Genomic DNA, 22,330 nt, shown 5'->3' with positions numbered 1-22,330 from the left:
TGTGCGGGAATATATACCGTTGCCGCCCGCGCCGCAATATGTTTTTTTAATTGGTGGATCTTCTTTAGCGTATACGAACGGTGGTGGCTCCAGCTGCATCGGCGTCCCGCAAAAAAAGGCGTCCCCGGTGAGGGACGCCCTTTTCGTTGGTGACCTGTATCGTCAGAGCCGAAAGCGCTGCACTAGATCCTGGAGCTGTGCCGCGTAGCCGGTCAAGTGGGACGCCTCGACCGCGGAACGGTTCGCCCCCTGCGACGTCTGGTGCACGATCTCGGTGATTCGGTGCATGTTGCCGGAGATCTCGCTCGTCGTCGCCGTCTGTTCTTCCACGGCGGTGGCGATCTGGCTCACCTGCATGGCGACGGCGTTCACCTGTTCCAGGATCTCCCTAAGTGCCGCCCCGGACTTGGCCGCCTCATCGGTACCGGCCGCCACCTGGGATACCCCTTGTTCCATGGCGGTCACCGCACCCTTCGTCTCCACCTGGATCGCCTTGATCATCTCCCCTATCTCGCGGGTGGCGCGCGTGGTCCGCTCAGCAAGCGCCCGCACCTCGTCGGCCACCACGGCGAAACCTCTTCCCTGCTCACCGGCGCGCGCGGCCTCGATGGCGGCGTTCAGCGCGAGCAGATTGGTCTGGTCGGCGATGTCCTCGATGGTGCCGATGATGGCCCCGATCTGGTCGGAACGCTCACCAAGGCTTGCCACGGTCCGCGCCGATTCCTGGACCTTGTCGGCGATCTGTCCCATGACGGCGACGGTGCGCTCCACGACGACGGCCCCGTCGCTTGCCGACTGCGCCGCGCGCTGCGCCCCTTCTGCAGCGTTCTGGCAGTTCATGGCGATGTCGCCTGAGGTGGCCGACATCTCCTCGCCGGCGGTGGAAACGGTGCCGGACTGGCTCGCGACCTCCTCGGCCTCTTCGGCGATCTGCCGGGAGATATCGTGCATCTGGTTCGCGGCGGCGGTCACCTGTTCCGATGTGCTGCTCACCGCGCCGATCATGCTGCGCAGGTTCCCGGTCATGGTCTTCATGGTCCCCATGAGCTGTCCGGTCTCGTCCCGGTAGGAAACGTCGAGGTCGCGGGAGAGATCGCCGGTCGCTATGGTGTCGGCGACGGTGACGAGCCGTGCGAGGGGCACCGTGATGGAACGGGTGATGATGATGGAAAGGATGACCGCCATGGTGGCGGCGATAATGGCGATGACGGCGATGGAAAGCCTGATGCGGGCGGCGCCGGTCTGCGCCTCGGCAACCGTGTCCGCCATCTGCTGGGTCAAAAGCTTGGAGAATTCGATCACCTGGGCTTCCGCCTGGTGCGTCGGTTTTTTGTACTCGTTGATCGCGTTGTTGGCGTCCTGGGTGGTGGCGATCCGGCCTCCCTGCACCTCCTCGTAGACCTTGCGGAAGCCGGCGGCGTACGCCTCGCTGTCCCGCTTGATGCCGGCGAGCATCTCCTTCTCGCGCGGGTGTTCGGCAAGTTTCGCCATCTCGTCGTTGCGCGCCTGGAAACCGGTCATGGCCCCGTCCCATTTCTTCCGGTATTCCTCGAGCTTCGCGGGATCGGCCATGTTGATGAAGGCGTCCTTTTCGAAGCGGCGCAGGACGTTGATGTCGGCACGACTTGCCTGGGCGAGCTCGAGGAGCTTCGCGTGGGTGCCGGCGGCGTCTTTGACGTGGTCGAGCATCCTTGCTGTGCCGGTATATCCGAGGACGCCGAGAAGGATGATGATCATGGTGGCTATGGAAAAACAGACGTTGAGGCGGGTGCCGATTCTGAAACGGCAAAGGATGTCGAACATGGTGTTCCTCCTGCTGCTGGTTTGCCCAATGGCATCGCTCACCGTATCGGCGCCGACGGGGAATACTTGAGGGGGGATGGAACCTTAGATCCGGCAGGACCGTTGCAAAAGAGCGGTCTCAAGGTAGACTGGGTCTCTGTCTCTTCATAGTCCAATTGAGATATCTTGAAAGGACTATTCGAAGCAGATAAGCATGCGCTTATGACTGTCATGTTTTGGAGGAAAAGAGGGTGGACGAGGGGCCAACATTCAATCTGAAGGCTTTGGCAGCACTTCTGCTACCCTTGCTCGCCTGTGCAGTACAGTGGCTTTTCTGGGATTTCTTGCAGCCCTACGCCTATATCCTTTTCTATCCCTCCGTCTATGTCAGTGCTCGTCTGGGAGGTAAGCGGATCGGCATCATCGCTACCGTTATCTCCGGTTTCCTGATCTCCTATTTGTTCATCCCCCCGCTTTATTCCTTCGCCATCATCCCCGCAAGCCGGTTCGTCTCGGTTCTGGCCTTCATGGTTGTCGGCATCCTGTTCGCCTACATGCAGGAGCACCTGCAACAGGCAAGGTCCGGCGAGGTGGATGCACGCGAAAAGGCGCAAAGCTCGGAAGAGAGGCTTCGCGAAGCGCGCATCGAGCTCCTTGAGCTGGAGCGGCGCCTGGCCGAGGAGCGCCTGCAGGAGAAAGAGGAACAGTTCCGGATCATGTTCATGGAGTCGAGCCTGGGCGAGGCGCAGATGGATCCGGTCACCGGCAGGTTCCTGAAGGTGAACCCGGCCCTGTGCCGCATGACCGGTTACCGCGAGGCGGACCTCTTGCAGTTGGGACTACCCGAGGTGACCCGGCCCGAGGACCGCGAGCCCTGCAGGGCGTGCCTGAAAAGCCTCGTCGGGGAGCGTGGTGGCGTGGAGGCCGAGTTCAGTGTCCTCCGCTCCGACGGATCTGCGGTCTATTGCCAGGTGAACATGAACCTGGCGCTCGACGCAGAGGGGCGTCCGGCATCGGTGTTGGCGGTAATCCAGGATGTGACCGAGCGGCGCAGGGCGGAGGAGGCACTCCTGAAATCGGAGGAGAAGTTCGCCCTCGCCTTTTCCGGGAACCCGGCCGCCATCGCGCTCACGAGGCTCGAAGACGGGGTCTTCCTGGATGTGAACGAGACCTGGCAGATCATGACCGGGTACACCCGCGAAGAGGCCATCGGGAGGTCCGGGCGCCACATCTGGCCCGATCCCGAGTCGGCGCGCGGCTTCGTCGAGGGGCTGCGTACAACCGGGACGGTGCGGGGGTGGGAACAGCCGTTCCGAAAGAAAGACGGCGAGATCTTCATCGCCCAGCTCTGGTCGCAGCTTTTGACCGTAGGTGGTGAGCAGGTCATTCTATCGACCCTGGTCGACATCACGCCGCTCAAGCGGGCGGAGGCGGCGCTTCGCGACAGCGAAACCAGGTTCAGGACCATCTTCGACCATGCACCGGTGGCGATCGGCATCGGTGCCGTGGAAGACGGGCGCCTCTTGGAGGTCAACCCAGCCTGGCTCAGGCTTATGGGCTACCGCCGCGAGGAGGTCCTCGATCGCACCGCGGTGGAACTCGGCATTTACCTCGACGAGGGGACCCGCGAGGTGGTCGTGCAGAAGGTGCAGCAGGGGGCGGGGGTAAGCCAGGAATTGCAACTAAGGCGCAAGTCCGGGGAGGTGATCGACGTCCTCTTCTCCGCCGATATGGTGGCCATCGCCGGCAGCCCCTGCCTATTGGTCATGCTGAACGACGTCACCATACAGAAGCAGGCGGAGCGCGCGCTGCAAAAGAGCAAGCAGGAGTATCAGCAGCTTTTCCGGAACATGCTGGAGGGGTTCGCCTCCTGCCGGATGGTGCGGGACGCCTCGGGTGGCGCCGAGGACTTCGTATTTCTCAACGTCAACCGGTCGCTGCTGCACCTGACCGGCCTCACCGACCTCGGGGGAAAGCGGATCTCCCAGGTGATCCCAAACGTGCGGGAAACCAACATGGAGCTCCTGCTGGCGTGCGGCAGGGTGGCGGAAAGCGGGGAACCGGAGCACCTGGAGACCTACCTGGAGCCGCTCGAACAGTGGTACGCGGTGTCGCTTTACGGTTTGGAGCGGGGCTATTTCGTGGTCCTTTGCGACAACATCACCGCCAGAAAGCGCGAGGAGATCAGGAAAAACGCGACCGTGGAGCTCTTGCGCATCTGCAACGAGGCGCAGCGGGTGGATGAGCTGTTGTCGCGCACGGGGCATTTTTTCCGCGACCTTTCCTGCTGCGAGGCCATAGGCATCCGGCTGCGTTGCGGAGACGACTACCCGTACTTTGAGACCATCGGCCTTTCCGATGCCTTTGACGGTGAGCAGAGGGGGCTTTGCGACCGCGGCGTTCGCGATCCCCAGGGGGGGGCAGCGCTGCGCTGCCTGTGCGGCGAGGTGATCTCGGGCCGCTGCCCGAAGGAGGCGGCATGCACGCCGCGTGGGAGTTACTGGACCGCTACCGGCACAGCGGAAATAGAGGGGTACGGGACGTGCCGGTGTCACAGCGATGGGTACCATTCCCTGGCCCTGGTGCCGCTGCACTCCCACGGCGAGAGGATCGGGCTCTTCCAGTTCAGCGACAGGCGCCCGGGGCTCGTGTCTGCTGAGAAGGTCGCCCTCTACGAGGACCTCGTCGACTATATCGCGATCTCCTTCTCGAAACTGAAGGCGGATCAGGCGCTTCTGGAGGCGAGCCAGTACAACGAACAGATCATCGCCGGCGCCCAGGAGGGGATCATCGTCTACGACCGGGAGCTGCGCTACCAGGTATGGAACCCGTACATGGAGCGCTTCACCGGGATCAAGGCCGAGGAGATCCTTGGGCGACGCCCGCAGGACGTCCTTCCCTTCCTGGAGCAGACCGGGGTGGTAGAAAAACTTGCGCGCACCCTGGAGGGGGAGGAATCGGGGTCGGTGGACTTCCCCTTTTCCATAGAGAGTACTGGGGTCTCGGGATGGGCGGTCGACACGCGCGCCCCTTTGCGCAACGCGCAGCGGGAGATCATTGGCGTCATCGCCACGGTGCGGGACATCACCGCCGAGCGGCGCCTGGAGGAGCAGTTAAGGCAGGCGCAGAAGATGGAAGCGGTCGGACAACTCGCAGGCGGTGTCGCCCACGACTTCAACAACGTGCTGCAGGTGATCATGGGGTACTGCTCCCTGCTGGAGGTGGACCCGAAGCTTGGCGAAAAACAAAAGGGCGAGGTGGAACAGATCATGGTCTCGGCGGAGCGGGCGGCGCAGCTCACCAAGGGCCTCTTGGCCTTCAGCCGCAAGCAGGTCATGGAGCCGAGACGGGTGAACCTGTGCGATATCGTGCAGCACGTGCAGAAGTTCCTCGTGCGCATCATCGGGGAGGACATCACCCTTAGGGCTGTACCCTGCCCCGCGAGCGTCCTCACCATCATGGCCGACAGCGGCCATATCGAACAGGTACTGATCAACCTCGCCACCAACGCCCGCGACGCCATGTCCAAGGGTGGGACCCTTACCCTGAAAACGGAAAGCGTGGAGATCGAGGAAGGGGTGGAGAGCCCGTTCGGCCACAGTGAGCCGGGTCGCTACGCCTGCATCGTCATGGAGGACACCGGCTGCGGCATGGACGAGGAGACCCGCGGCAGGATCTTCGAGCCGTTCTTCACGACGAAGGAGGTGGGGCAGGGGACCGGGCTCGGCATGGCCATCGTGTACGGCATCGTGAAGCAGCATAACGGCTTCATCAACGTCTACAGCGAACCGGGGCACGGCACCACCTTCAGGGTGTTCCTGCCGCAGCTCGACTCCGGCCTGCCGGCCGGCAACGCGAGGGCGGAACTTCCACCGCCGCGTGGCGGCAGCGAGACCCTGCTTCTCGCCGAGGACGATGCCGAGGTACGCAAGCTCCTTGTCACCGTCCTCACCAAGTTCGGCTACCTGGTGATCGAGGCGGAGGATGGCCAGCAGGCGGTGGAGCTCTTCGCGGCCAACCGCGGTAGCATCGCACTCGTGGTGATGGATCTCATCATGCCCAGGAAGAACGGGATGGAGGCCGGGGAGGAGATCGCGAGGCTCGAGCCGGGGGCGAAGATACTCTATTCGAGCGGCTACACCTCGGATTTCATGGAGAGGCGCGGGGTGAGCGAGCAGGGGATCCAGCTCATCATGAAGCCGGTGCAGCCGGTGGATTTGCTGCGCAAGGTGCGCGAGATGCTGGACCGCTAGCCGGCAGGCTCCCCCTTCGCAAATGGGGGGGCTTTTCGACTGGGGTGCGGTTGACTTCGCATTTAATTAGTTGTATGGTGCAACCAATGGACGCACTTACCGACTACAAACTGGACAAATCTCTGGGGCACCTGGCCTCCCGCTTTTCGAGGATGGTGCTCAGGCGCTTCAACGCGGTGCTCGCGCAAAACGAGGTGCCCATCACCTCGGAACAGTACTCGCTCCTCGTGCAGCTTTGGGAGTGCAACGGACTGGCCCAGGGGATGCTGGCAGGAAAAACGGCGAAGGACAAGACCACCATGGCCCGGCTTGCTGCTGGGCTCGAGGAGCGCGGGCTCATCGTCCGGCTGCCAAGTCCCAACGACGCGCGCGAGCGTCTGCTCTATCTGACCGACCGTGGCAAGGATGTGATGGACCGCGCCACCCGCCTCGCGCGGGGCATCCTCGATGAAGCCCAGCAGGGGATCGACGCCGGAGACCTCGAGGTCTGCCGCGACGTCCTGCGCCGCGCCTGCGGCAATCTCGACCGCTAGTTTTTTTCACCAAATAGTTGTATGAAGCAACTTTTTGCGCAGTGAGGTTTCGATGAACCCGGTTACAAAGACAGCACCCCTCCACCCCTCTCAGATGAGCCGGCGCCAGCTGGCCGTCTTCGTGCTCATCTTGGGCGCCCTGACCGCTTTTTCCGCCATGTCCATAGATATGTACCTTCCCGCCTTCCCGCAGATGGCGCGCGATCTCCACATCCCGCTCAGCACGGTGCAGCTCTCCGTCTCCGCCTTTCTCTTCGGCTCCGCGCTTGGGCAGCTCTTCTATGGGCCGCTGGCGGACCGATGGGGAAGGCGTACGCCGCTTCTGCTCGGGCTGTCGCTGTACGTTGCCTCGACCATCGGCTGCGCGCTGGTTCACTCGGGAACCGCTCTTTTGCTCTGGCGCGTGATGATGGCGCTCGGGGGCGGGGCGGGGATGGTGATTTCCCGTGCGGTGGTGCGCGACCTCTACGACACGGCGGAGGCGGCGCGGATGTTTTCGCTGCTCATGCTGGTGATGGGGCTTGCGCCGATTTTGGCGCCGCTCGCCGGAGGGCAACTGCTCCTCTTCACCGGATGGAGGGGGATCTTCGTCTTTTTGAGCATCTTCGGCCTTGCCTCCCTTGTCGCCGCGGCCCTGGCCCTTCCCGAGTCGCTCCCCCCGGAGCGGCGCGTAAAGCGAAGCCTAGCCGACATGGTGGCGGTCTACGGCCACCTGTTGAAGAACCGCCGCTACCTGCGTTACGCGGTGGGGCTTGGCTGCGTGGCCGGGGTCAACTTCTCCTACATCTCCGGCGCCCCCTTCGTCTTCATCGAGCTGCACGGCCTTTCCCCTCAGTTCTTCGGCGTCTTTTTCGGCGTCAACGCCTGCGGCCTGATCGGCGCCTCGCAGATGAACCGCCGTCTGCTGCGCCGCTACACACCGAGGCGCATCGCACTCTTCGCCTTTATGACCGCCGGGGTGTCCGGCACCCTCCTCATCGCGGCGGCCGCGACCGGCTTCGGCGGGTTCCCGCTGCAGATGCTGTTCATCTTCGTCTGCCTCTGCATGACCGGCCTACTTTACCCGAACATAACGGCGCTCGCGCTGGCCCCCTTCGACAAGGCGGCCGGGAGCGCTTCGGCCCTCCTTGGCACCATTCAGTACCTCCTGGGCGCCTCCGGCGGGGCGCTCGTCGGGGCGATCCACGACGGGACCGCGGTCCCCATGACCGCTGCGATGGCGCTTTGCGGCGTGCTCGGACTGGTCGCGGTGATGACCGCCGGTGGGGAGTCGGAGCGCCCGCACGCCTAGATCTGTCGCAGCCTCACTGCGCATGTCTCGCAAACATTGCTTTGACTGTGGCAGTGTATTTCCCCTTGCACGGGAACTAGGCCATGTCTCTCGCTAGGCATTAATTGCCGCTCACTGATAACGCATTCCGTATACGATTAATAATAGGTAAATAATGTTGTCTTAGGGTAGGCGGGTGATACTCTTTGTTGGCTTATATCCAACAAGGAGGTGCTTCATGGAACAAGTGTGTCGGTCACTCAAAAGTATCGTTGTACTTGCAGTGTTGTGCTCCCTGCTAGCAGCCTGTGGCGGGGGCGGGTCCTCCTCTTCCTCCACCACCGTTAACGGCGTCGCATCAAAGGGGCCCATCAACGGAGGTGCGGTGTCGGTCTACGCGGTCAACGCCGACGGCACCCGCGGTGCGCTCCTTGGCACCGGTACGACCGGCTCGGACGGCGTCTACAAGGTGCAGAACCTCTCGTACAAGGGCAACCTCATCGTGATTGTGACCGGCGGCACCTACTTGGACGAAGCCACGGGGGCCACCACCAACAACACGGTGCTAAAGGCGGCGCTTCCCTCGGCTTCTGGTTCTGTAAACGTGGCGGTAACCCCGCTTACCGACATCGCCTTCAAGCAGATGAGCTCCGCCGCCGGAGGTTTCACCACGGCTAATATCACCAATAGTAATGCCGTGGTGAGCACTGCGTTCGGCGTGGACATCATCGGCACCCAGCCTGTCGACGTCACTGATGCAACCGAGGTTTCATCAGCGTCGAGCCAGGCGGCGATAGATTACGGCGTGGCCCTCGCCGCGATCTCGCAGATGGTGCACAGCGGCGCAGCAAGCGATGTGAAGGACGCCATCGGGATGATCCAGTCCGACCTCTCCGCGGAAACGCCGATGCTTTCGACGACCGGGGGCGCTCTCTCTCAGGCGATAGTCGATCTCACCAGCGGCCCCGAGCCGATGCTTGCCCCGACCATCAGCACCGAAACAACCTCCATGTACGGCACCATCCAGCACTTCACCAACAGCGAGGTGAATCCTCCCGATAACCCGACCGGCGTGGCGCAGGCGAAGGCTCTGGTGAGCGACCTCCGCAACACGGTGCTCACCGTGGTCGATTACCACACAGGTGACGTGGGGAGTGCGCTCAAGACACCGTTCGACGCAACTGCGGCGGAGCTGCAGACTACGGTAGGGCCCGAGCTCTCAAGCGTAGGCGACCTGGTGGGGTGGGTAGTCACCTCACTCGGCAGCATCACGAGCCTCACCCCGGGGACGACTTACCCCTTCACCGATCCTGAGAAGCATCCCGGGCAGACGCTCACCATCGTCACCGGCAGTACAGGCACCACGGCGACGGCCAGCATCGTAACCGACACCAACGTGACCCTGCTCTCCGGAACCATCTCGGTGAATGACGTGAACATGCCGACAAGCGGGAGCGTCAACTTCACTACCCTGAAGACGGCAAGCGGCGGCAATGCCACCATGACCGCCTCTTACAGTGCGGTCGTCTCCGACACGACCATGGCAATTACCTTCAGGGGGAAACTAACCTCGCCTGTGGCAAGCTTCGACTTCGACGACACCACCAATAACCGCAAGCTGACCTTCACCCTTACCCAGATTCCGAGCATGCCGGGCAGCGTCATGCTCACCAAGGCCTACTTCAAAGGGATCGCGACAAGCTCCACCGCCCGCGTCACCGGCAGCATAGACATCCCGATGCTCGTGTGGAACCCATACATAAGCCCCAACGAGGGGAATGCCGCCATCCCGACGCAGGCTGCTTTCAGCGGTAAGATCGAGGCGCTCTCCGGCAGTGACGTTACCATGACGCTGCAGGGGACCCTCACCGGCACATTCACCAACGCGGCTTCCTACAATCCGACCATCGAGGAGAGCGCCAGCAACTTCCCGAAGTGGAACGGCATCTTTAACGGCTCGTTGGTGGCGGGTAACGGCATCGATATCACCGTGATGCTGAAGGCAAGCATGTCCGTCTACCAGGTGATCAACTTCGAGGCGAAGTACACCCGCGTGCTGGCCAACGACACCACCATCTTCCTCTCCTGCACTGGGACCTACAACGTCTTCACCGAGCTCACCGCGGCGACCATGACGAACCAGCACGGCCTCAAGGTGACCATAACCCACGACAACAGCCTCGCCACGGACAGCAAGTTCAGCGGCAACATTAAGACAGCCGGCGGGGAAGAGGTCGGTACCTTCTCGAGTGTGAGCGGCGTGCCTCGGGTGACCTACGCAGACAGCTACTTCGAAACCCTGATCTAGGGCAACCCCTTGAAGGAAACTATGAGCATTGTTTTGCCGGGAGGCCGAAAGGCCTCCCTTTTCCTGCGCCTGGCGGGAGCAGCCGCGCTTTTTTGCTGCACCACCCTCGTCTTCGCCGCTGTGCCGGTCCGGGCCGCTGTGCCGATGAGTGGTTTCAACCCCGCCCTGCTTGCCGGGCGCGAGGATGGAGCCTTCCTGGATGCCTCCGCCTTTGCCGCAGATACTGTGCTGCCGGTGATGAGCATAATCGATGACAGCTGGCGTGGGCGCTTCACTCCGAAGGAACATAACCTGGCCGACCTGTACTGGTATGCGGGAAGCGGGGTGGTGGCGCGCAAGTGGCGGGTGGCGGCATTCAACCGTGGCGAGCTCTTCGTCGACAGCAACCGTGACTCCATCGAGTTCATCTACAGCGTCAAGAAGAAGCTGGACCTCCCCACGGGGCGGCGCTATCAGGCGGACATGAAGATGAGGGGATGGACGGCAAGCGGCGTGGAGGTCTCGCGGGGGGCGAGCCTGGACGCGGTGCTCCCGGGGCTTGCTGCCGGGCTCACCCTGCGCGTCATGACGCCGCACTACCTGCAGTACGGCTCCCTGAACGGCACGGTTACCGCCACCGGAGCTAAGAGCTACGACTACGACCTGTACCTCGACTATGCCTACGGGCACAACATCCTCTACCACGTGGACGAGGAACCGCTCGGGTGGGGGTACGGCTACAGCGCGGACCTGGGAGCGAGCTACAGCAGGGGAGGGTGGCGCGCAGAGGTGCTCATAAGGGACCTGTTGGGGAGTCTCGTGTGGGATTCGGTCCCCTATACGAGGGCGTATGCCGTGAACCCAACCTCCACGACCTCGCCAAACGGATACCAGGACTTCACCCCGAGCATCAGTGGATACGAGGGGGAGAAAAGACTGCGGCAGAAGATATCGGTGAAGACCGACCTCTCTATCGGGTATGACTACGAAAGCCTCAGCGTCGGGGGAACCTGCATCCTCGTGCGTGGCAGGCCGCGCACCTGGGTCTCGGCCGGCTACCGTTTCGGCTCTGCGGCTGACCTCTCCCTCGCCTACAACGTCGACTACGCAGCCTTCAGCCTCGCCGTGGCAAGTCACGGCTTTAAGGTGGGGGCGACCCTAAGCGATCCCAACCCGCGCGATGCGCGCGCCCTCGGTGGGGAGCTTTCCTACCTTTACTCCTGGTAGCTTGGCTTGCCGCGGGAGGACGGAAAAAGGCGCCCTGCAGCACGCGGGACGCCTTTTTTGCGGCCGTTTCCCGGCGTCAGTGCGCGGTGACGTTCTGGCTTTTGGCCACCAGGTAATAGACGATCCCCAGGATGAGGAGCGTTCCGGCAAGAAAGGCCTGGGTCTCCAGGGCGTCGTGGCGCAGGGTCGAGATCAGGATCTCCCGGATCAGGGCGACGATGATCACGCCGATGAAGATCAGGATGTTGAACTTACCCCCCTTGAGCGTCTTTATCTCGTTGTCCATGAGCTCGATCATCATCCAGAGGATGAGCAGCGAGCCGAGCGCGGAGAGGATACCCTTCTCGAAGTTCCCCTGGAAGATGTGGACCAGGTCCCAGAAGAAGAGGGTCACCACGGAGAGGGAGACGCCGGTGAGCGCTATGACGAGGATGAGGTTCAAGCCGTAGGTGAAGCGCTCGGCGGCATGGATCAGCTTGGATTCCAACTTGTGCGAGACGAAGACCTTGCGCAGCTCCTCTTCCTGGTAGGAGGTGCTCATGACGTCCAGGTTGATGTCCAGGATCTTCTCCACCGCGATGCGGTACTTGCGCCGGACCGCGATATCCGGGAAACTCGCCTGCAGCATCTCGATGAGGAAGCGGCGCACGACGTTCATGGCGGCGTTCACGTAGTGGGCGCTTACCTTGATGCGCACGTGGGCCTGACCGATCGCCTGCAGGGTGAGCATGTACTCGTTGTCGTAGCGCCCCGAGAAGAGGGAGAGAAACCACTCCGAGTGGGTTTTCTTCAGCCGGGCGAGGTCCTTCGGGTCGCGCAGGAACGCGGCGGTTTCCGGGATCTTCAGAAGGTACGAGTAGAACTCCTCGACCATGGCCTGGCTGTTCTCCTGCGCGAGCGGGAAAAGCTCTTTGAGCAGTTCGGCATCGGTTTCTGTGAAGTAATAGTGAGTTCTGATTTCCTGCATGGTAAGCATGTGGCTCTTCTCCTGTGCCATAAAAACTGAATCAGCGGCAGCAAATCCGCAAAATAATCGGAAAAGTCTACCACAGCAAAACCGGTTGTCTAAGCCGTATACGTCGTTGTGCCAGTTGAACGGTGTCGAAAAACGCGTAAGAACCAGTCCTGTTGCGTCGAGGTTCTGCAGTAGTGAGCATGGCGGCATGAAACGAGTAAGGAGTGCCGGCGATCGAGGCTCCAAACGGGTATTGTTCAGATCTAATGTGCTGGATCTTCTTTCAAGGGGTGGCTAAGCGTCCTCACACGGTTTACCCGCCAAATGGCTATGCGAAAAAGGGGTAAACATTCGGCAGGCTTCGCGGATGTGGGGGCTTCAACCCACCCCTGGGTGTTGTGATCCAAATCACATTAACAGAGGGTCATCTGTTGGCGTGCGCCCCTCCGGCGGAATTCCACCGAAAATTCAGCAGGAAAAGGGGTGTAGCGGCCGGTGTCGGAACGCCTGATGCACACGAGACGTTTTTTGGAATGCACTTTGCTTACTTAAGTTGTCGTGTTTGTTGCCGATAAGGAGAAGACATTTCTTTGGTCCGCAGCAACTCATAATTACAAGTGAGGGACGTGATGGATAAACAGGAGATAAACAACGCCATAAGTGAACATGCCTTATACAAGTACAGGCTCAACGAGGTGATAGCCAAAGGGGAACTTGAAAGCCCCAAGGGCCCATGTACCGAGCATGACTGTGCTTTCGGTAAATGGTTCTACGGCAGTGACATTCCCCCCAGGCATCGCTCCTCCGCTTATTACCATAGGGTAAAGGAACTGCACGCCGAGTTTCACAAGGTGGCCTGCAACGTGGCCCATATGGCGGTCGATGGAGACCGCGAAGGGGCGCAGCGAATGATGGAACTGGAGGGGGAATTCAGCCTTATATCAAACCAGATGATGGAAGCGCTAATCAAATGGAGAGACAACATTTAGCTTTTTGATGAAAATGATTAAACTCAGCCTGCCGGGTGCCGATGAATGAGTCAGGGGGAGCTTCGCTTGTTTAGCGTGCTCTACGTGACATTGTGATGAGTGATCAGCAGGGTGAGCCACCCTGCGTGTAGTATCGGGCCGGGTGATTTGATGCAAAGCAAGACAAAGGGTTGTCTTTATAAAAAGTACGCTCTCTTCTCCATTGCCGTCTGGACCTTGGTCATCGTGACGCTGGCGGCGACGGCGGTGACCGGCGACCGCAAGCAGATGCTGCAGCGGGCCGAAGACGAGGCCCGCGACTACTTCCGCCTAAATCTGCAGTACCGCGCCTGGGCCGCCAGGATGGGAGGGGTCTACGTTCCAGTCGGGAAGGCCGCTCCCAATCCCTATCTCACCGTTGCCCGCCGCGACGTCGCCACCAACGACGGCATGCGGCTTACCCTGGTCAATCCGGCCTACCTGACGCGCATGGTCTTTGCGACGGTCCCCTCTCCGCCCCAGGCGCCACACCTTCCCCCTGTCACCAGCAGGATCACCAGTCTGAAACCCGTGAACCCCGTGAACGCCCCGGACCCCTGGGAACGGGAGAGCCTGCTCGCCTTCGAGCGGGGTGAGTCCCGGGAGCGCTCCCAGGTTGCTACTATCGCCGGGGCTCCCTACCTTCGTTTCATCTCCGCCTTCGTGACCGAGACCTCCTGCCTCACCTGCCACCGCGCGTCGGGTGACCGGGAGGGGGTGGTGCGGGGTGCCTTGGTCATCTCGGTTCCCCTGGTGGCGCGCCTGGAGCAGCAGGTGGCAAGCGACCGAAACACGGTCGGGCGCTACTTCCTGCTTTGGGTGCTGGGGACCGCCGGCATCGCGGTGTCGTCACGGCGCCGTTTCGAGGACACGCGGCGGCTCCTGGCAAACGAGCAGAAGTTCCGCACCGTGTGCGACTGGACCCAGGACTGGGAATACTGGGTCGGGCCGGACGGGACGATCAGGTACATGTCCCCGTCCTGCATCGAGCTCACCGGCTATGCGAGGGAGGAGTTCCAGGAGGAACCGGAGCTTTTGTACCGGGTGGTGCACCACGATTTCAGGGAGAGCCTGAGGGCACTGCACCAGGCGACCCCGGACCCGTCACGGCCGGCGCGCACGCTGGAGGTCCCCATCCTGACCCGCGGCGGAGAGCTGCGCTGGATCCAGCACCTGTGTCGCCCCATCTTCGAGGAAGGGGTGTTCCTTGGCCTTAGGGGCTCGAACCGGGACGTCACGCGGCAGCGGCAGGACACCGAGAAGATCAGGCTCAGCGAGTCGCGCCTGGTCACCCTTTTGGGGATACTGCAGTACCCGTCCGAGACGGTCCAGGGCTTCCTGGACAACGCGCTCGAAGAAGCGATCCGGCTCACCGGAAGCCGGATCGGGTTCATCGGCCATTACGACGAGGAGCGCGGAGAGTTCACCCTGAACTGCTGGTCGCGCGACGTCATGCGGGAATGCGCCCTCCCCGAGCGGGAGATAGTGTCCACCCTGGAACAGACCGGGCTCTGGGGTGAGGTGGTACGCCAGCGCAGGGCGGTCGTCGTGAACGACTACGCCGCGGAGAGCGCGCTTAAGAAAGGGTGTCCGCAGGGGCACGCGCATCTTAGCCGCTTCATGAGCATCCCGGTCTTCAGCGGCGACCGGATCGTCGCCGTGGTCGGCATGGCCAACAAGGAAGGCGAGTACGACGATACCGACGTGCTGCAGTTGACCCTCCTCATGGAGTCGGTCTGGCAGTCGGTGGCGAACAAGCGGGCAGAGCAGGATTTGCTGGAAAGCAACGAGCGTTTCGCCGCTGCGTTCAACAACGCCCCCCTCATGCTGGCGGTCAGCACGCTTGAGGATGGGGTCTACCTCGAGGTGAATCAGCGCTTCCTGGATGCGGTGCAGTGGAGCCGGGACGAGGTGATCGGGAAGCGCTCGGTGGACTTGGGGCTCGTGACGCAGACCCAGCGTGACCAGCTGAAAGAGCGCATGCTGAGGGAGGGGCGGATCAAGGATCTGGAACTCACCCTGTACGCGAGCACGGGGCGGTCGGTGCTCTGCCGGATGTGGACCGAGACCATCGCGGTGGCCGGAGAAAAGCGGCTTTTGACCATCATCCTGGACATCACGGAGCAGCGGCGTGTCGAGCAGCAGTTCCTGCAGGCGCAGAAGATGGAGTCGGTCGGCCAGCTGGCCGGCGGGGTGGCCCACGACTTCAACAACATGCTGAGCGTCATCCTGGGGCATGCCGAACTCGGGCTCATGGACGAGGAGCTCGCTGAAGGGCAGCGCAGGCACCTGGAGGCGATCCTGGATGCCGCCAACCGCTCTTCCAGCATCACGCGACAGCTTCTGACCTTCGCCAGACGCCAGAACGTGCTCCCTAGGGTGATCGAGGTGAACGGGGCGGTGGCCGGGATGCTGAAGATGCTCGGGCGGCTGATCGGCGAGGAGATCGAGCTGCTCTGGGTCCCGGGGGACGGGGTGGACCGGATCAACATCGATCCCTCCCAGGTGGACCAGCTCCTTGCCAACCTCTGCGTGAATGCGCGCGACGCCATCGCCGGCGTTGGCCGGATCACCATCAGCACGCAAAACGCGACCCTGTCGGGTAACCCGCTCGACGCCGCCTCCGGGCTCGCCCCGGGCAGGTACGTGCTCCTCTCGGTGAGCGATACCGGGCAGGGAATGGCCGGGACGGTGCTCGACCGTATCTTCGAGCCTTTCTACACGACCAAGGAGCCGGGGAAAGGGACTGGGCTCGGGCTTGCCACCGTCTTCGGCATCGTGAAGCAAAACGGGGGAGGGATAAAGGTGCAGAGCACCCCGGGTGAGGGGACCACCTTTCGTATCTACCTTCCGTCCGTCCCGGATGAAGAGGGAGGGAGCCGCGGCGAGGCGGAGGTGTCCTACCGGAAGGGGGACGAGAGCATCCTCGTTGTGGAGGATGAGCTCTGGGTGCGCGAGATGGTTTCCGACATGCTGGTGAAGCTGGGGTATCGGGTCACCGTCGCCTCGACCCCAGAAGAGGCGCTTGCCGCGGTCTCACGGCTGGAGCGGGCCCCTGAGCTGCTTATCACCGACGTGATCATGCCGGGGATGAACGGCAGCGACCTGGCGCTGAGACTCGGGGACGCGATCCCCGGCGTCAAGACCCTGTTCATGTCAGGCTACGCCTCGGACTTCATCGCCCGCCACGGCGTCATCAACGAGGGGGTGCATTTCCTCCCCAAACCTTTCACCCTCCCCACCCTCGCCGCCAAGGTGCGCGAGGTGCTCGACGGCGCCGGTTAGCCCCGCCGTCCGGAGGTGACGCGCGCGGGATCGCTCTGCCTCGAGCGCCGCTTCCGCTCCGGTTTGCATGCCGACTGTTTTGCTTGGTTTAATTAGATCAAAAAAAGGTGAACTGAATCAAAAAACGTGGTAGTTTCACGGGCCTTTTTTTTACTAATGAGCCAAGGAGAGCACCACAGATGAAGAGATCCATCCGCAGCGCCCTTTCCACCGGTTTCAAGGCCCTGGCCCTGGCCGCCCTGACACTCGCGCCGTTTGCCGCGACCGAGGCCCACGCGGGCGCCACGCTCTGGAACGAGACCAACATCCAGTACCTTTGGGGTGGGCAGTTCAAGAACCCGTTCACCGGCACCAAGGGCACCCAGTCCACCATCACCGTGGAACATGCCAACGCCTGGAAGTACGGCGACACCTTCCTCTTTTTCGACGTGACCAACACCGAGAAAGAGAACACCGGGATCTACGGTGAGCTCTCTCCGCGCCTCTCCATCGGAAAGATCACCGGCCATGACCTCTCCGCTCCTTTCGTGAAGGACGTGCTGGTGGCCGGCACCCTGGAGATGGGTCAGGGCTTCCGCAACTACCTTTACGGCGTGGGCTTCAGCCTAAACCTGCCGAAGTTCAACTTTGCCGACCTGAACGTCTACGTGCGCAACGACCCGAAGCAGTCCGGCAGCACCTACCAGGTGACCCCCTGCTGGCAGCTCCCCTTCAGCGTGGGTAAGGCCGACATGCTCTTCGAAGGTTTTTCGGACATCGCCGGCGGCGAAGGGGACCTTGTCTTCAACATCGACGCCCAGCCCCGCCTGCTCCTCGATCTGGGCAAGTTCTGGGACGCTCCGAAGAGCATCTACTTCGGCACCGAGTTCATGTACTGGCACAACAAGTTCGGCGTGAGCGGTGTGAACGAGTACGCGCCGCAGGCTATGGTCAAGATCGTCATGTAAAAACGGCAGGGAGCCCATGGGGTTCCCGCCGAGATGCAATGAAAGGGGGCGGATTTTCCGCCCCCTTTCTCATTGGGACGCTTGCCAATAAAGCCCCGCCGCGCTAGAGTGTCGGTCATGCCCGATGCCGTCCGCCGCCACTACGAGCTTTACCCCTATCCGAGTTATCCCCTCTTTGCCTCGGTGCGCCGCGCCGACACCTACGCGAACAACCTCGACGCCCTCTGGTCCCTTTTCAACGGTGAACTTCCGCCGGCCGATCTCGCCCGCATCCTCATCGCCGGGTGCGGCACCTTCGCCCCATATCCTTTCGCCGTCGCCAACCCGAAGGCCCGGATCACCGCCCTTGACCTCTCCGAGACGAGCCTTAGGCGGGCCCGGCTGCACTGCCTCGTGCACGGGGTGACCGGGGTCGATTTCGTGGCAGGAGACCTCCTCGACCCGGCGCTCGTCACCGGCCCCTACGGTTTCATCGACGCCTACGGGGTGCTGCACCACCTGGCGGAGCCGGAAGCGGGGTTGCGCGCGCTCACCGCGCGCCTTGGGGAAGGGGGGATTATGAGGTTGATGGTCTACAGCCGCTACACACGGCGCGAGGAGGATGCCATCCGGCGGGCGCTCACCCTTTTAAAGGTGCGCGAGCCCGAGGCGGTGCGAAGGATGGTGGCGCGCAGTGCGCAAGGTTCGCGGCTGAGGGAGTTCTTCGAGAGCTCCGGCGAGGTGGCAAACCGGGCCGGGCTTGCCGATGCCCTGCTGCACCCGCAGGTGAAAAGCTATCGTATCGGCGAGCTGCTGGAGCTTGTCGCGGCAAGCGGCCTTACCCTGTTGCGTTTCGCGCACCGGGACGCCCTCCCGGAACCGGAGCGCGAGGTGGAACGGATCCTGACTATGGAGAAGGAGAAAACGTCGCCTGGCAATTTCGTGCTCTACCTCGGGCGCCGTCCTAAGGGCCCATGCCCCGACTCAAAGGCGGTCTTTCGCCTGAACCCGTGCCTTCTCCCCGCCCTTTCCCCGTGGCGTATCACCCTGGTTGACATCCCGGGGCGGCTGGGAAACGAAAACGGCCCCCTAAACGGTGCGGAGCGCCGCTTCCTGCGCCGCTTCCGCCACCCTGTCCAGGCGGCCGAACTCTCCCCTCTTGACCTGAAACGGGCCGGCAGTTACGCCGACCGTCTCTTCCTCTTGCGCTGCCGCGAGCTCTCAGTCTAGCGGTCCAGCATCTCCCGCACCTTTCTTAAAAGCTCGGCCGGGCGCACCGGCTTCGTCATCAGCTCGGTACCCTCCTCCATGAGGTCACGGCTCTTGATGATGTCCATGGTGTAGCCGCTCGTGTACAGGACGCGCGCCGACGGATCGATCCTGCGGATGGCACCGCAGGCCTCCTTGCCGCTCATCCCCGGCATCACCATGTCCATGAGTATGAGGGCGATTTTCCCCTCGTTTCTTGCGAAGGTGTCGACGGCGACGGCGCCGTTTTCCGCCACCAGCACCTGATATCCGGCGCCGGTGAGGATCTGCTCCAGCAGGGTGCGCAGGTTTGCCTCGTCCTCGACCACGAGGATGGTCTCGCTCCCGCCGCGCGGGTGCTCCAGCTCCCTCAGCGCTTCAGCCGCCTCAAAGGCGGAGGGGCTGAGCGGCAGGTAGATCTTGAAAGTGGTGCCGAGGCCCGGCTCGCTGTAGACGTTGATGAAACCGCCGTGCTGCGTCACGATGCCGTACACGATGGACATACCGAGCCCGGTCCCCTTACCCAGTTCCTTGGTCGTGAAGAAGGGCTCGAAGATCCTCCGGCGCGTCGCCTCGTCCATCCCGAGGCCGGTGTCGGAGATGGAGACCACGGCGTAAGGACCGGGTGAGCCGGCGTCGTTGGCATCGACAAACCCCTGGTCGATACGCTGCAGCGACGTGGTGACGGTGAGGAGTCCCCCGCGCGGCATGGCGTCGCGCGCGTTGGTGGCCAGGTTCACCAGCACCTGTTCGATCTGGTTACTGTCCATCTCAACCGGGAGCGGGTGCTCGGGAAGCTGCGACTTAAGCTGCACGTCCTCCCCGATGATGCGGGAGAGGAATTTTTCCACACGCCGGATCACCTCGTTCAGGTCGACGGTCTGCGTCTTGATCACCTGCTTTCTGCTGAAGGTGAGAAGTCCAGCGGTGAGCTGGGCGGCCTTGTCGGCGGCCTCCATGATCCGCTCCACCTGTTCCCGGTTTTCCGACGCCAGGGAGGGATCGTTTCTAAGCATGCTGCCGTACCCCATGATAACCATGAGGATGTTGTTGAAGTCGTGCGCCACCCCGCCGGCCAGTTGCCCGATCGCTTCCATCTTCTGGGATTGCAGGAGCTTTTCCTCGAGCTGTTTCTTCTCGGTGATGTCCTCGGCGATGCCCAGGAGGTAGCGTGCCTTTCCCTGATCGTCCATGAGGGGGATCTTCTTCGTGTGCAGGATCCGGTTCCCGGCGGCGGTGCTGATCACCTCCTCGGGGATCTCGACCAGTTCACCCGACTCCAGGGTCTCCCGGTCCTTGGCGCTGAAGAAGTCGGCCTGCTCGCTTGGGAAGAGGTCGTGGTTGCTCCTGCCGAGGATCTCCTTGCGGGAAAAACCGAGAAGTTCCTCGCCGTACTTGTTGATGGTGATGAAGTGCAGCTTCACGGCGTCTTTTGCGAAGACCATGGCGGGGATGTGATCGACCACGTTCTTCAGGAACTCCTCGCTCTGGCGCAGCGCCTCCTCGACGGCGCGACGGGTGGTGATGTCGCGCGCCACGGCGAGGACGTAGGCCTTGTCGCGAAACTGCGTCCGGTTCAGGGTGAGCTCGGCCCAGAAGCGCCCGCCCCCCTTTTTATGCAGCTCGGTGACGATCAGTTCGCGCGGCTCTTCCCGGCGCTCCGGGGCGCGTATCAGCGCTTCGGCGGCGGAATGCCACAGGTCAGACACCTCGAAAAGGGATTTTTCCAGGAGTTCCTCACGGCTCCATCCCGTCTGGCGGCAGGCGGAGTCGTTCAGGTCCACGATCCGACCGGTGACCGTTTCGACGAGGAAGATGGCGTCGTTGCTGTGATCGAGGAACGCCTTCAGCCGTTCCAGCTCCTCAAGGCGGTCCTGGAGTTCGGGGTAGTAGGTCTTTCTCAGCGAGTTCTCACCGAAACCCGCGAGTTTGCGCTGCAGGGTCTCGAGGGAATCGAGGTCGTCGCGAGGGGGGGAGTCCGATGGATCAGAGGGATTCTTCATAGACGACCTCTATGTCCCTCTTTGAGGCGCGACGCGGGTTGGTAGCCATGCAGGGGTCTTTCAGGGCGTGCTCGCTGTACTGCTTGAGATCGTCGACCCCGACCCCCACCTCGGCCAGGGTGCGTGCTACGCCGGCTTGGGCCTTAAGCGAGCGCACGTGCTCGATGAGGAGCTTCTTCTTCTGAAGGATGGGGAGGCCGCGCAGGTCGAGCCCCATCGCCTGCGCGATGCGCTCGAAGCGCTCCGGAGAGGCGTCGAAGTTGAAGTCGATGACGTGATCGAGGAGGATGGCGTTACATTCGCCGTGGGCGAGATCGAGGGCGCCCCCCAGGCTATGCGCCATAGCGTGGTTCGCCCCGAGGATTGCGTTGGAGAAGGCGAGCCCCGCCTGCAGGCTCCCCATCATCACCTGGCTCCTGAGCTCCTGGTCTTCGGGATTGCGGATGCTGGGAATAAGGCTGGAGGAGAGGATCTTTACCGCTTCCAGCGCGTGCAGGTCGGTCATCGAAGAGCTGGCGGTGGAGACGAAGGCCTCGATGGCGTGGGTCATAGCGTCGAGACCGGTGCAGGCGGTGAGGTACGGATCCATCGTGGTGAGGGTGATGGGATCGATGAGGGCGATGTCGGGCACCACCGACTTGCTGATGATGGCGATCTTAACCCGTTCGAGCGGGTTGCTGATGATGGCGAACTGCGAGACGTCGGCCGAGGTTCCCCCGGTGGTCGGGATGCAGATCAGGGGAGGCATGGGTGCCTTCACCATGTCCACTCCCTCGAATTCGAGGATGTGCCTGTGGTTCGATGAAACGATGCCGATCCCTTTGGCGCAGTCGATCGGGCTTCCGCCCCCCACCGCTACGATCACGTCGCAGCGCTCTTCACGGTACAAGGCGACCCCGGCCATGACCTCCTCGGCCTTGGGGTTGGGCGTGAGCGCGGTGAAAAGGACATATGGGAGTCCCTCCGCCTCGAGGCTCTTGGTAACATCGGCGGTCCATCCGGCCTGGACCACGCCCGGGTCCGAGACCACGAGCACCTTCCGGCCGCCGAGATTTCTGGCATAACGCCCGGCCAGTTCCCTCGCACCTGCTCCGAAGATGAATTCGGGTGCGAGAAATTTCCTCAGTTGCAGACCTTCCGCCATCTCCTGTCTCCCTGGTTCAGCACCACATGCAATCTATGCAGAAGGATTAAGGCTGATAAATCTTTGACAACCACCGTAGTATAGCAACAATCGGTTTCGATTACTACTGCTCCGTCTGATAGACGTGTCGGCGGAATTGCTCGGAAACTTTAAGGAAAAAGCGAAGGCGGTGGCCAAGTGAAGCAGCGGCTTCGCTATGCTTTGCAAAGCTTGCATGTTCCCATATCAGTGCCGGAAAAGGGCAATCCCGTCGTTGGAAGATCCGGTGATGAGTCAGTAAGGTCCGGTACTATGTCAGCGTCAGGGGGATGGGAAAAAAATTTTATGGGATAAATCGATGCTAAGTATACGAAATGTCCCGGGTAACCCGTAACGGGGGTGCGTTCGGAGGGGTGAAACGAAAAAAAACA

13 protein-coding genes are annotated in these 22,330 nt (G+C 62.2%); 9 read left to right on the top strand and 4 right to left on the bottom strand.

The genetic code is table 11. The features are described from left to right. Nucleotides 1-162: 162 nt before the first annotated feature. Nucleotides 163-1,803, bottom strand: a complete 1,641-nt coding sequence (locus E8K79_RS12955) for a methyl-accepting chemotaxis protein (RefSeq protein ID WP_136515104.1) — start codon at nt 1,801-1,803, stop codon at nt 163-165. 230 nt (nt 1,804-2,033) lie between these two features. On the opposite strand from E8K79_RS12955, the gene E8K79_RS12950 reads away from it, so the two are divergent. The 5 genes from E8K79_RS12950 to E8K79_RS12930 all read left to right on the top strand — a co-directional run bounded on the left by E8K79_RS12950 (nt 2,034) and on the right by E8K79_RS12930 (nt 11,352). After that, on the top strand, nt 2,034-6,035 hold the full coding sequence (locus E8K79_RS12950) for a PAS domain S-box protein (protein WP_162604660.1): 4,002 nt from the start codon (nt 2,034-2,036) through the stop codon (nt 6,033-6,035). Between the two features lie 86 nt (nt 6,036-6,121). Continuing rightward, complete coding sequence (locus E8K79_RS12945; RefSeq protein WP_162604659.1) at nt 6,122-6,568, top strand: MarR family winged helix-turn-helix transcriptional regulator; 447 nt, start codon at nt 6,122-6,124, stop codon at nt 6,566-6,568. Nucleotides 6,569-6,620: 52 nt separating this feature from the next. Beyond that, nucleotides 6,621-7,859, top strand: coding sequence for a multidrug effflux MFS transporter (locus tag E8K79_RS12940; protein ID WP_136515101.1), 1,239 nt, complete (start codon nt 6,621-6,623; stop codon nt 7,857-7,859). Nucleotides 7,860-8,076: 217 nt separating this feature from the next. Further along, a complete protein-coding gene (locus E8K79_RS12935; protein WP_136515100.1) occupies nt 8,077-10,146 on the top strand; it encodes a hypothetical protein in 2,070 nt (689 codons plus the stop codon). Nucleotides 10,147-10,167: 21 nt separating this feature from the next. After that, nucleotides 10,168-11,352 carry a hypothetical protein gene (locus E8K79_RS12930; RefSeq protein ID WP_136515099.1) on the top strand — a complete coding sequence of 395 codons (1,185 nt, stop codon included), beginning with the start codon at nt 10,168-10,170 and terminating at the stop codon, nt 11,350-11,352. Between the two features lie 76 nt (nt 11,353-11,428). Here the strand turns inward: E8K79_RS12930 and E8K79_RS12925 are convergent, their stop codons facing one another. Beyond that, nucleotides 11,429-12,328, bottom strand: coding sequence for a protoglobin domain-containing protein (locus E8K79_RS12925; RefSeq protein ID WP_136515098.1), 900 nt, complete (start codon nt 12,326-12,328; stop codon nt 11,429-11,431). A 608-nt stretch (nt 12,329-12,936) separates the two neighbouring features. Here E8K79_RS12925 and E8K79_RS12920 point away from each other — a divergent pair. The 4 genes from E8K79_RS12920 to E8K79_RS12905 all read left to right on the top strand — a co-directional run bounded on the left by E8K79_RS12920 (nt 12,937) and on the right by E8K79_RS12905 (nt 18,755). Continuing rightward, nucleotides 12,937-13,296: a CZB domain-containing protein gene (locus E8K79_RS12920; RefSeq protein ID WP_136515097.1), complete on the top strand. Its 360-nt coding sequence runs from the start codon at nt 12,937-12,939 to the stop codon at nt 13,294-13,296. Between the two features lie 150 nt (nt 13,297-13,446). After that, nucleotides 13,447-16,599 (top strand): GAF domain-containing protein, encoded by a 3,153-nt coding sequence (locus E8K79_RS12915; protein WP_136515096.1) that lies wholly within the window; start codon nt 13,447-13,449, stop codon nt 16,597-16,599. A gap of 179 nt (nt 16,600-16,778) precedes the next feature. Continuing rightward, complete coding sequence (locus E8K79_RS12910) at nt 16,779-17,546, top strand: DUF5020 family protein (protein WP_136515095.1); 768 nt, start codon at nt 16,779-16,781, stop codon at nt 17,544-17,546. A 117-nt stretch (nt 17,547-17,663) separates the two neighbouring features. After that, nucleotides 17,664-18,755, top strand: coding sequence for a class I SAM-dependent methyltransferase (locus E8K79_RS12905; protein WP_136515094.1), 1,092 nt, complete (start codon nt 17,664-17,666; stop codon nt 18,753-18,755). On the opposite strand, the gene E8K79_RS12900 is transcribed toward E8K79_RS12905, so the two are convergent. Continuing rightward, the gene (locus E8K79_RS12900; protein ID WP_136515093.1) at nt 18,752-20,776 is read right to left on the bottom strand and encodes a hybrid sensor histidine kinase/response regulator; all 2,025 of its coding nucleotides are present in this window, start codon (nt 20,774-20,776) and stop codon (nt 18,752-18,754) included. The two genes, E8K79_RS12905 and E8K79_RS12900, sit on opposite strands and share 4 nt — an antisense overlap. After that, a complete protein-coding gene (gene ercA / locus E8K79_RS12895) occupies nt 20,760-21,920 on the bottom strand; it encodes an alcohol dehydrogenase-like regulatory protein ErcA (protein WP_136515092.1) in 1,161 nt (386 codons plus the stop codon). The genes E8K79_RS12900 and ercA overlap by 17 nt, the downstream gene beginning before the upstream one ends. Nucleotides 21,921-22,330 lie beyond the last annotated feature (410 nt).

This window comes from Geomonas edaphica, from assembly GCF_004917075.1.
In the GTDB taxonomy this organism is placed as follows: domain Bacteria; phylum Desulfobacterota; class Desulfuromonadia; order Geobacterales; family Geobacteraceae; genus Geomonas; species Geomonas edaphica.
This window is presented reverse-complemented; position numbering and strand designations above follow the sequence as displayed.

What these genes read in the sequence shown, in the direction of transcription:
- E8K79_RS12955 (WP_136515104.1), bottom strand. Translation starts at nt 1,803, where the DNA reads ATGTTCGACATCCTTTGCCGTTTCAGAATCGGCACCCGCCTCAACGTC.
- E8K79_RS12945 (WP_162604659.1), top strand. Translation starts at nt 6,122, where the DNA reads ATGGACGCACTTACCGACTACAAACTGGACAAATCTCTGGGGCACCTG.
- E8K79_RS12940 (WP_136515101.1), top strand. Translation starts at nt 6,621, where the DNA reads ATGAACCCGGTTACAAAGACAGCACCCCTCCACCCCTCTCAGATGAGC.
- E8K79_RS12935 (WP_136515100.1), top strand. Translation starts at nt 8,077, where the DNA reads ATGGAACAAGTGTGTCGGTCACTCAAAAGTATCGTTGTACTTGCAGTG.
- E8K79_RS12930 (WP_136515099.1), top strand. Translation starts at nt 10,168, where the DNA reads ATGAGCATTGTTTTGCCGGGAGGCCGAAAGGCCTCCCTTTTCCTGCGC.
- E8K79_RS12925 (WP_136515098.1), bottom strand. Translation starts at nt 12,328, where the DNA reads ATGCTTACCATGCAGGAAATCAGAACTCACTATTACTTCACAGAAACC.
- E8K79_RS12920 (WP_136515097.1), top strand. Translation starts at nt 12,937, where the DNA reads ATGGATAAACAGGAGATAAACAACGCCATAAGTGAACATGCCTTATAC.
- E8K79_RS12915 (WP_136515096.1), top strand. Translation starts at nt 13,447, where the DNA reads ATGCAAAGCAAGACAAAGGGTTGTCTTTATAAAAAGTACGCTCTCTTC.
- E8K79_RS12910 (WP_136515095.1), top strand. Translation starts at nt 16,779, where the DNA reads ATGAAGAGATCCATCCGCAGCGCCCTTTCCACCGGTTTCAAGGCCCTG.
- E8K79_RS12905 (WP_136515094.1), top strand. Translation starts at nt 17,664, where the DNA reads ATGCCCGATGCCGTCCGCCGCCACTACGAGCTTTACCCCTATCCGAGT.
- E8K79_RS12900 (WP_136515093.1), bottom strand. Translation starts at nt 20,776, where the DNA reads ATGAAGAATCCCTCTGATCCATCGGACTCCCCCCCTCGCGACGACCTC.
- ercA (WP_136515092.1), bottom strand. Translation starts at nt 21,920, where the DNA reads ATGGCGGAAGGTCTGCAACTGAGGAAATTTCTCGCACCCGAATTCATC.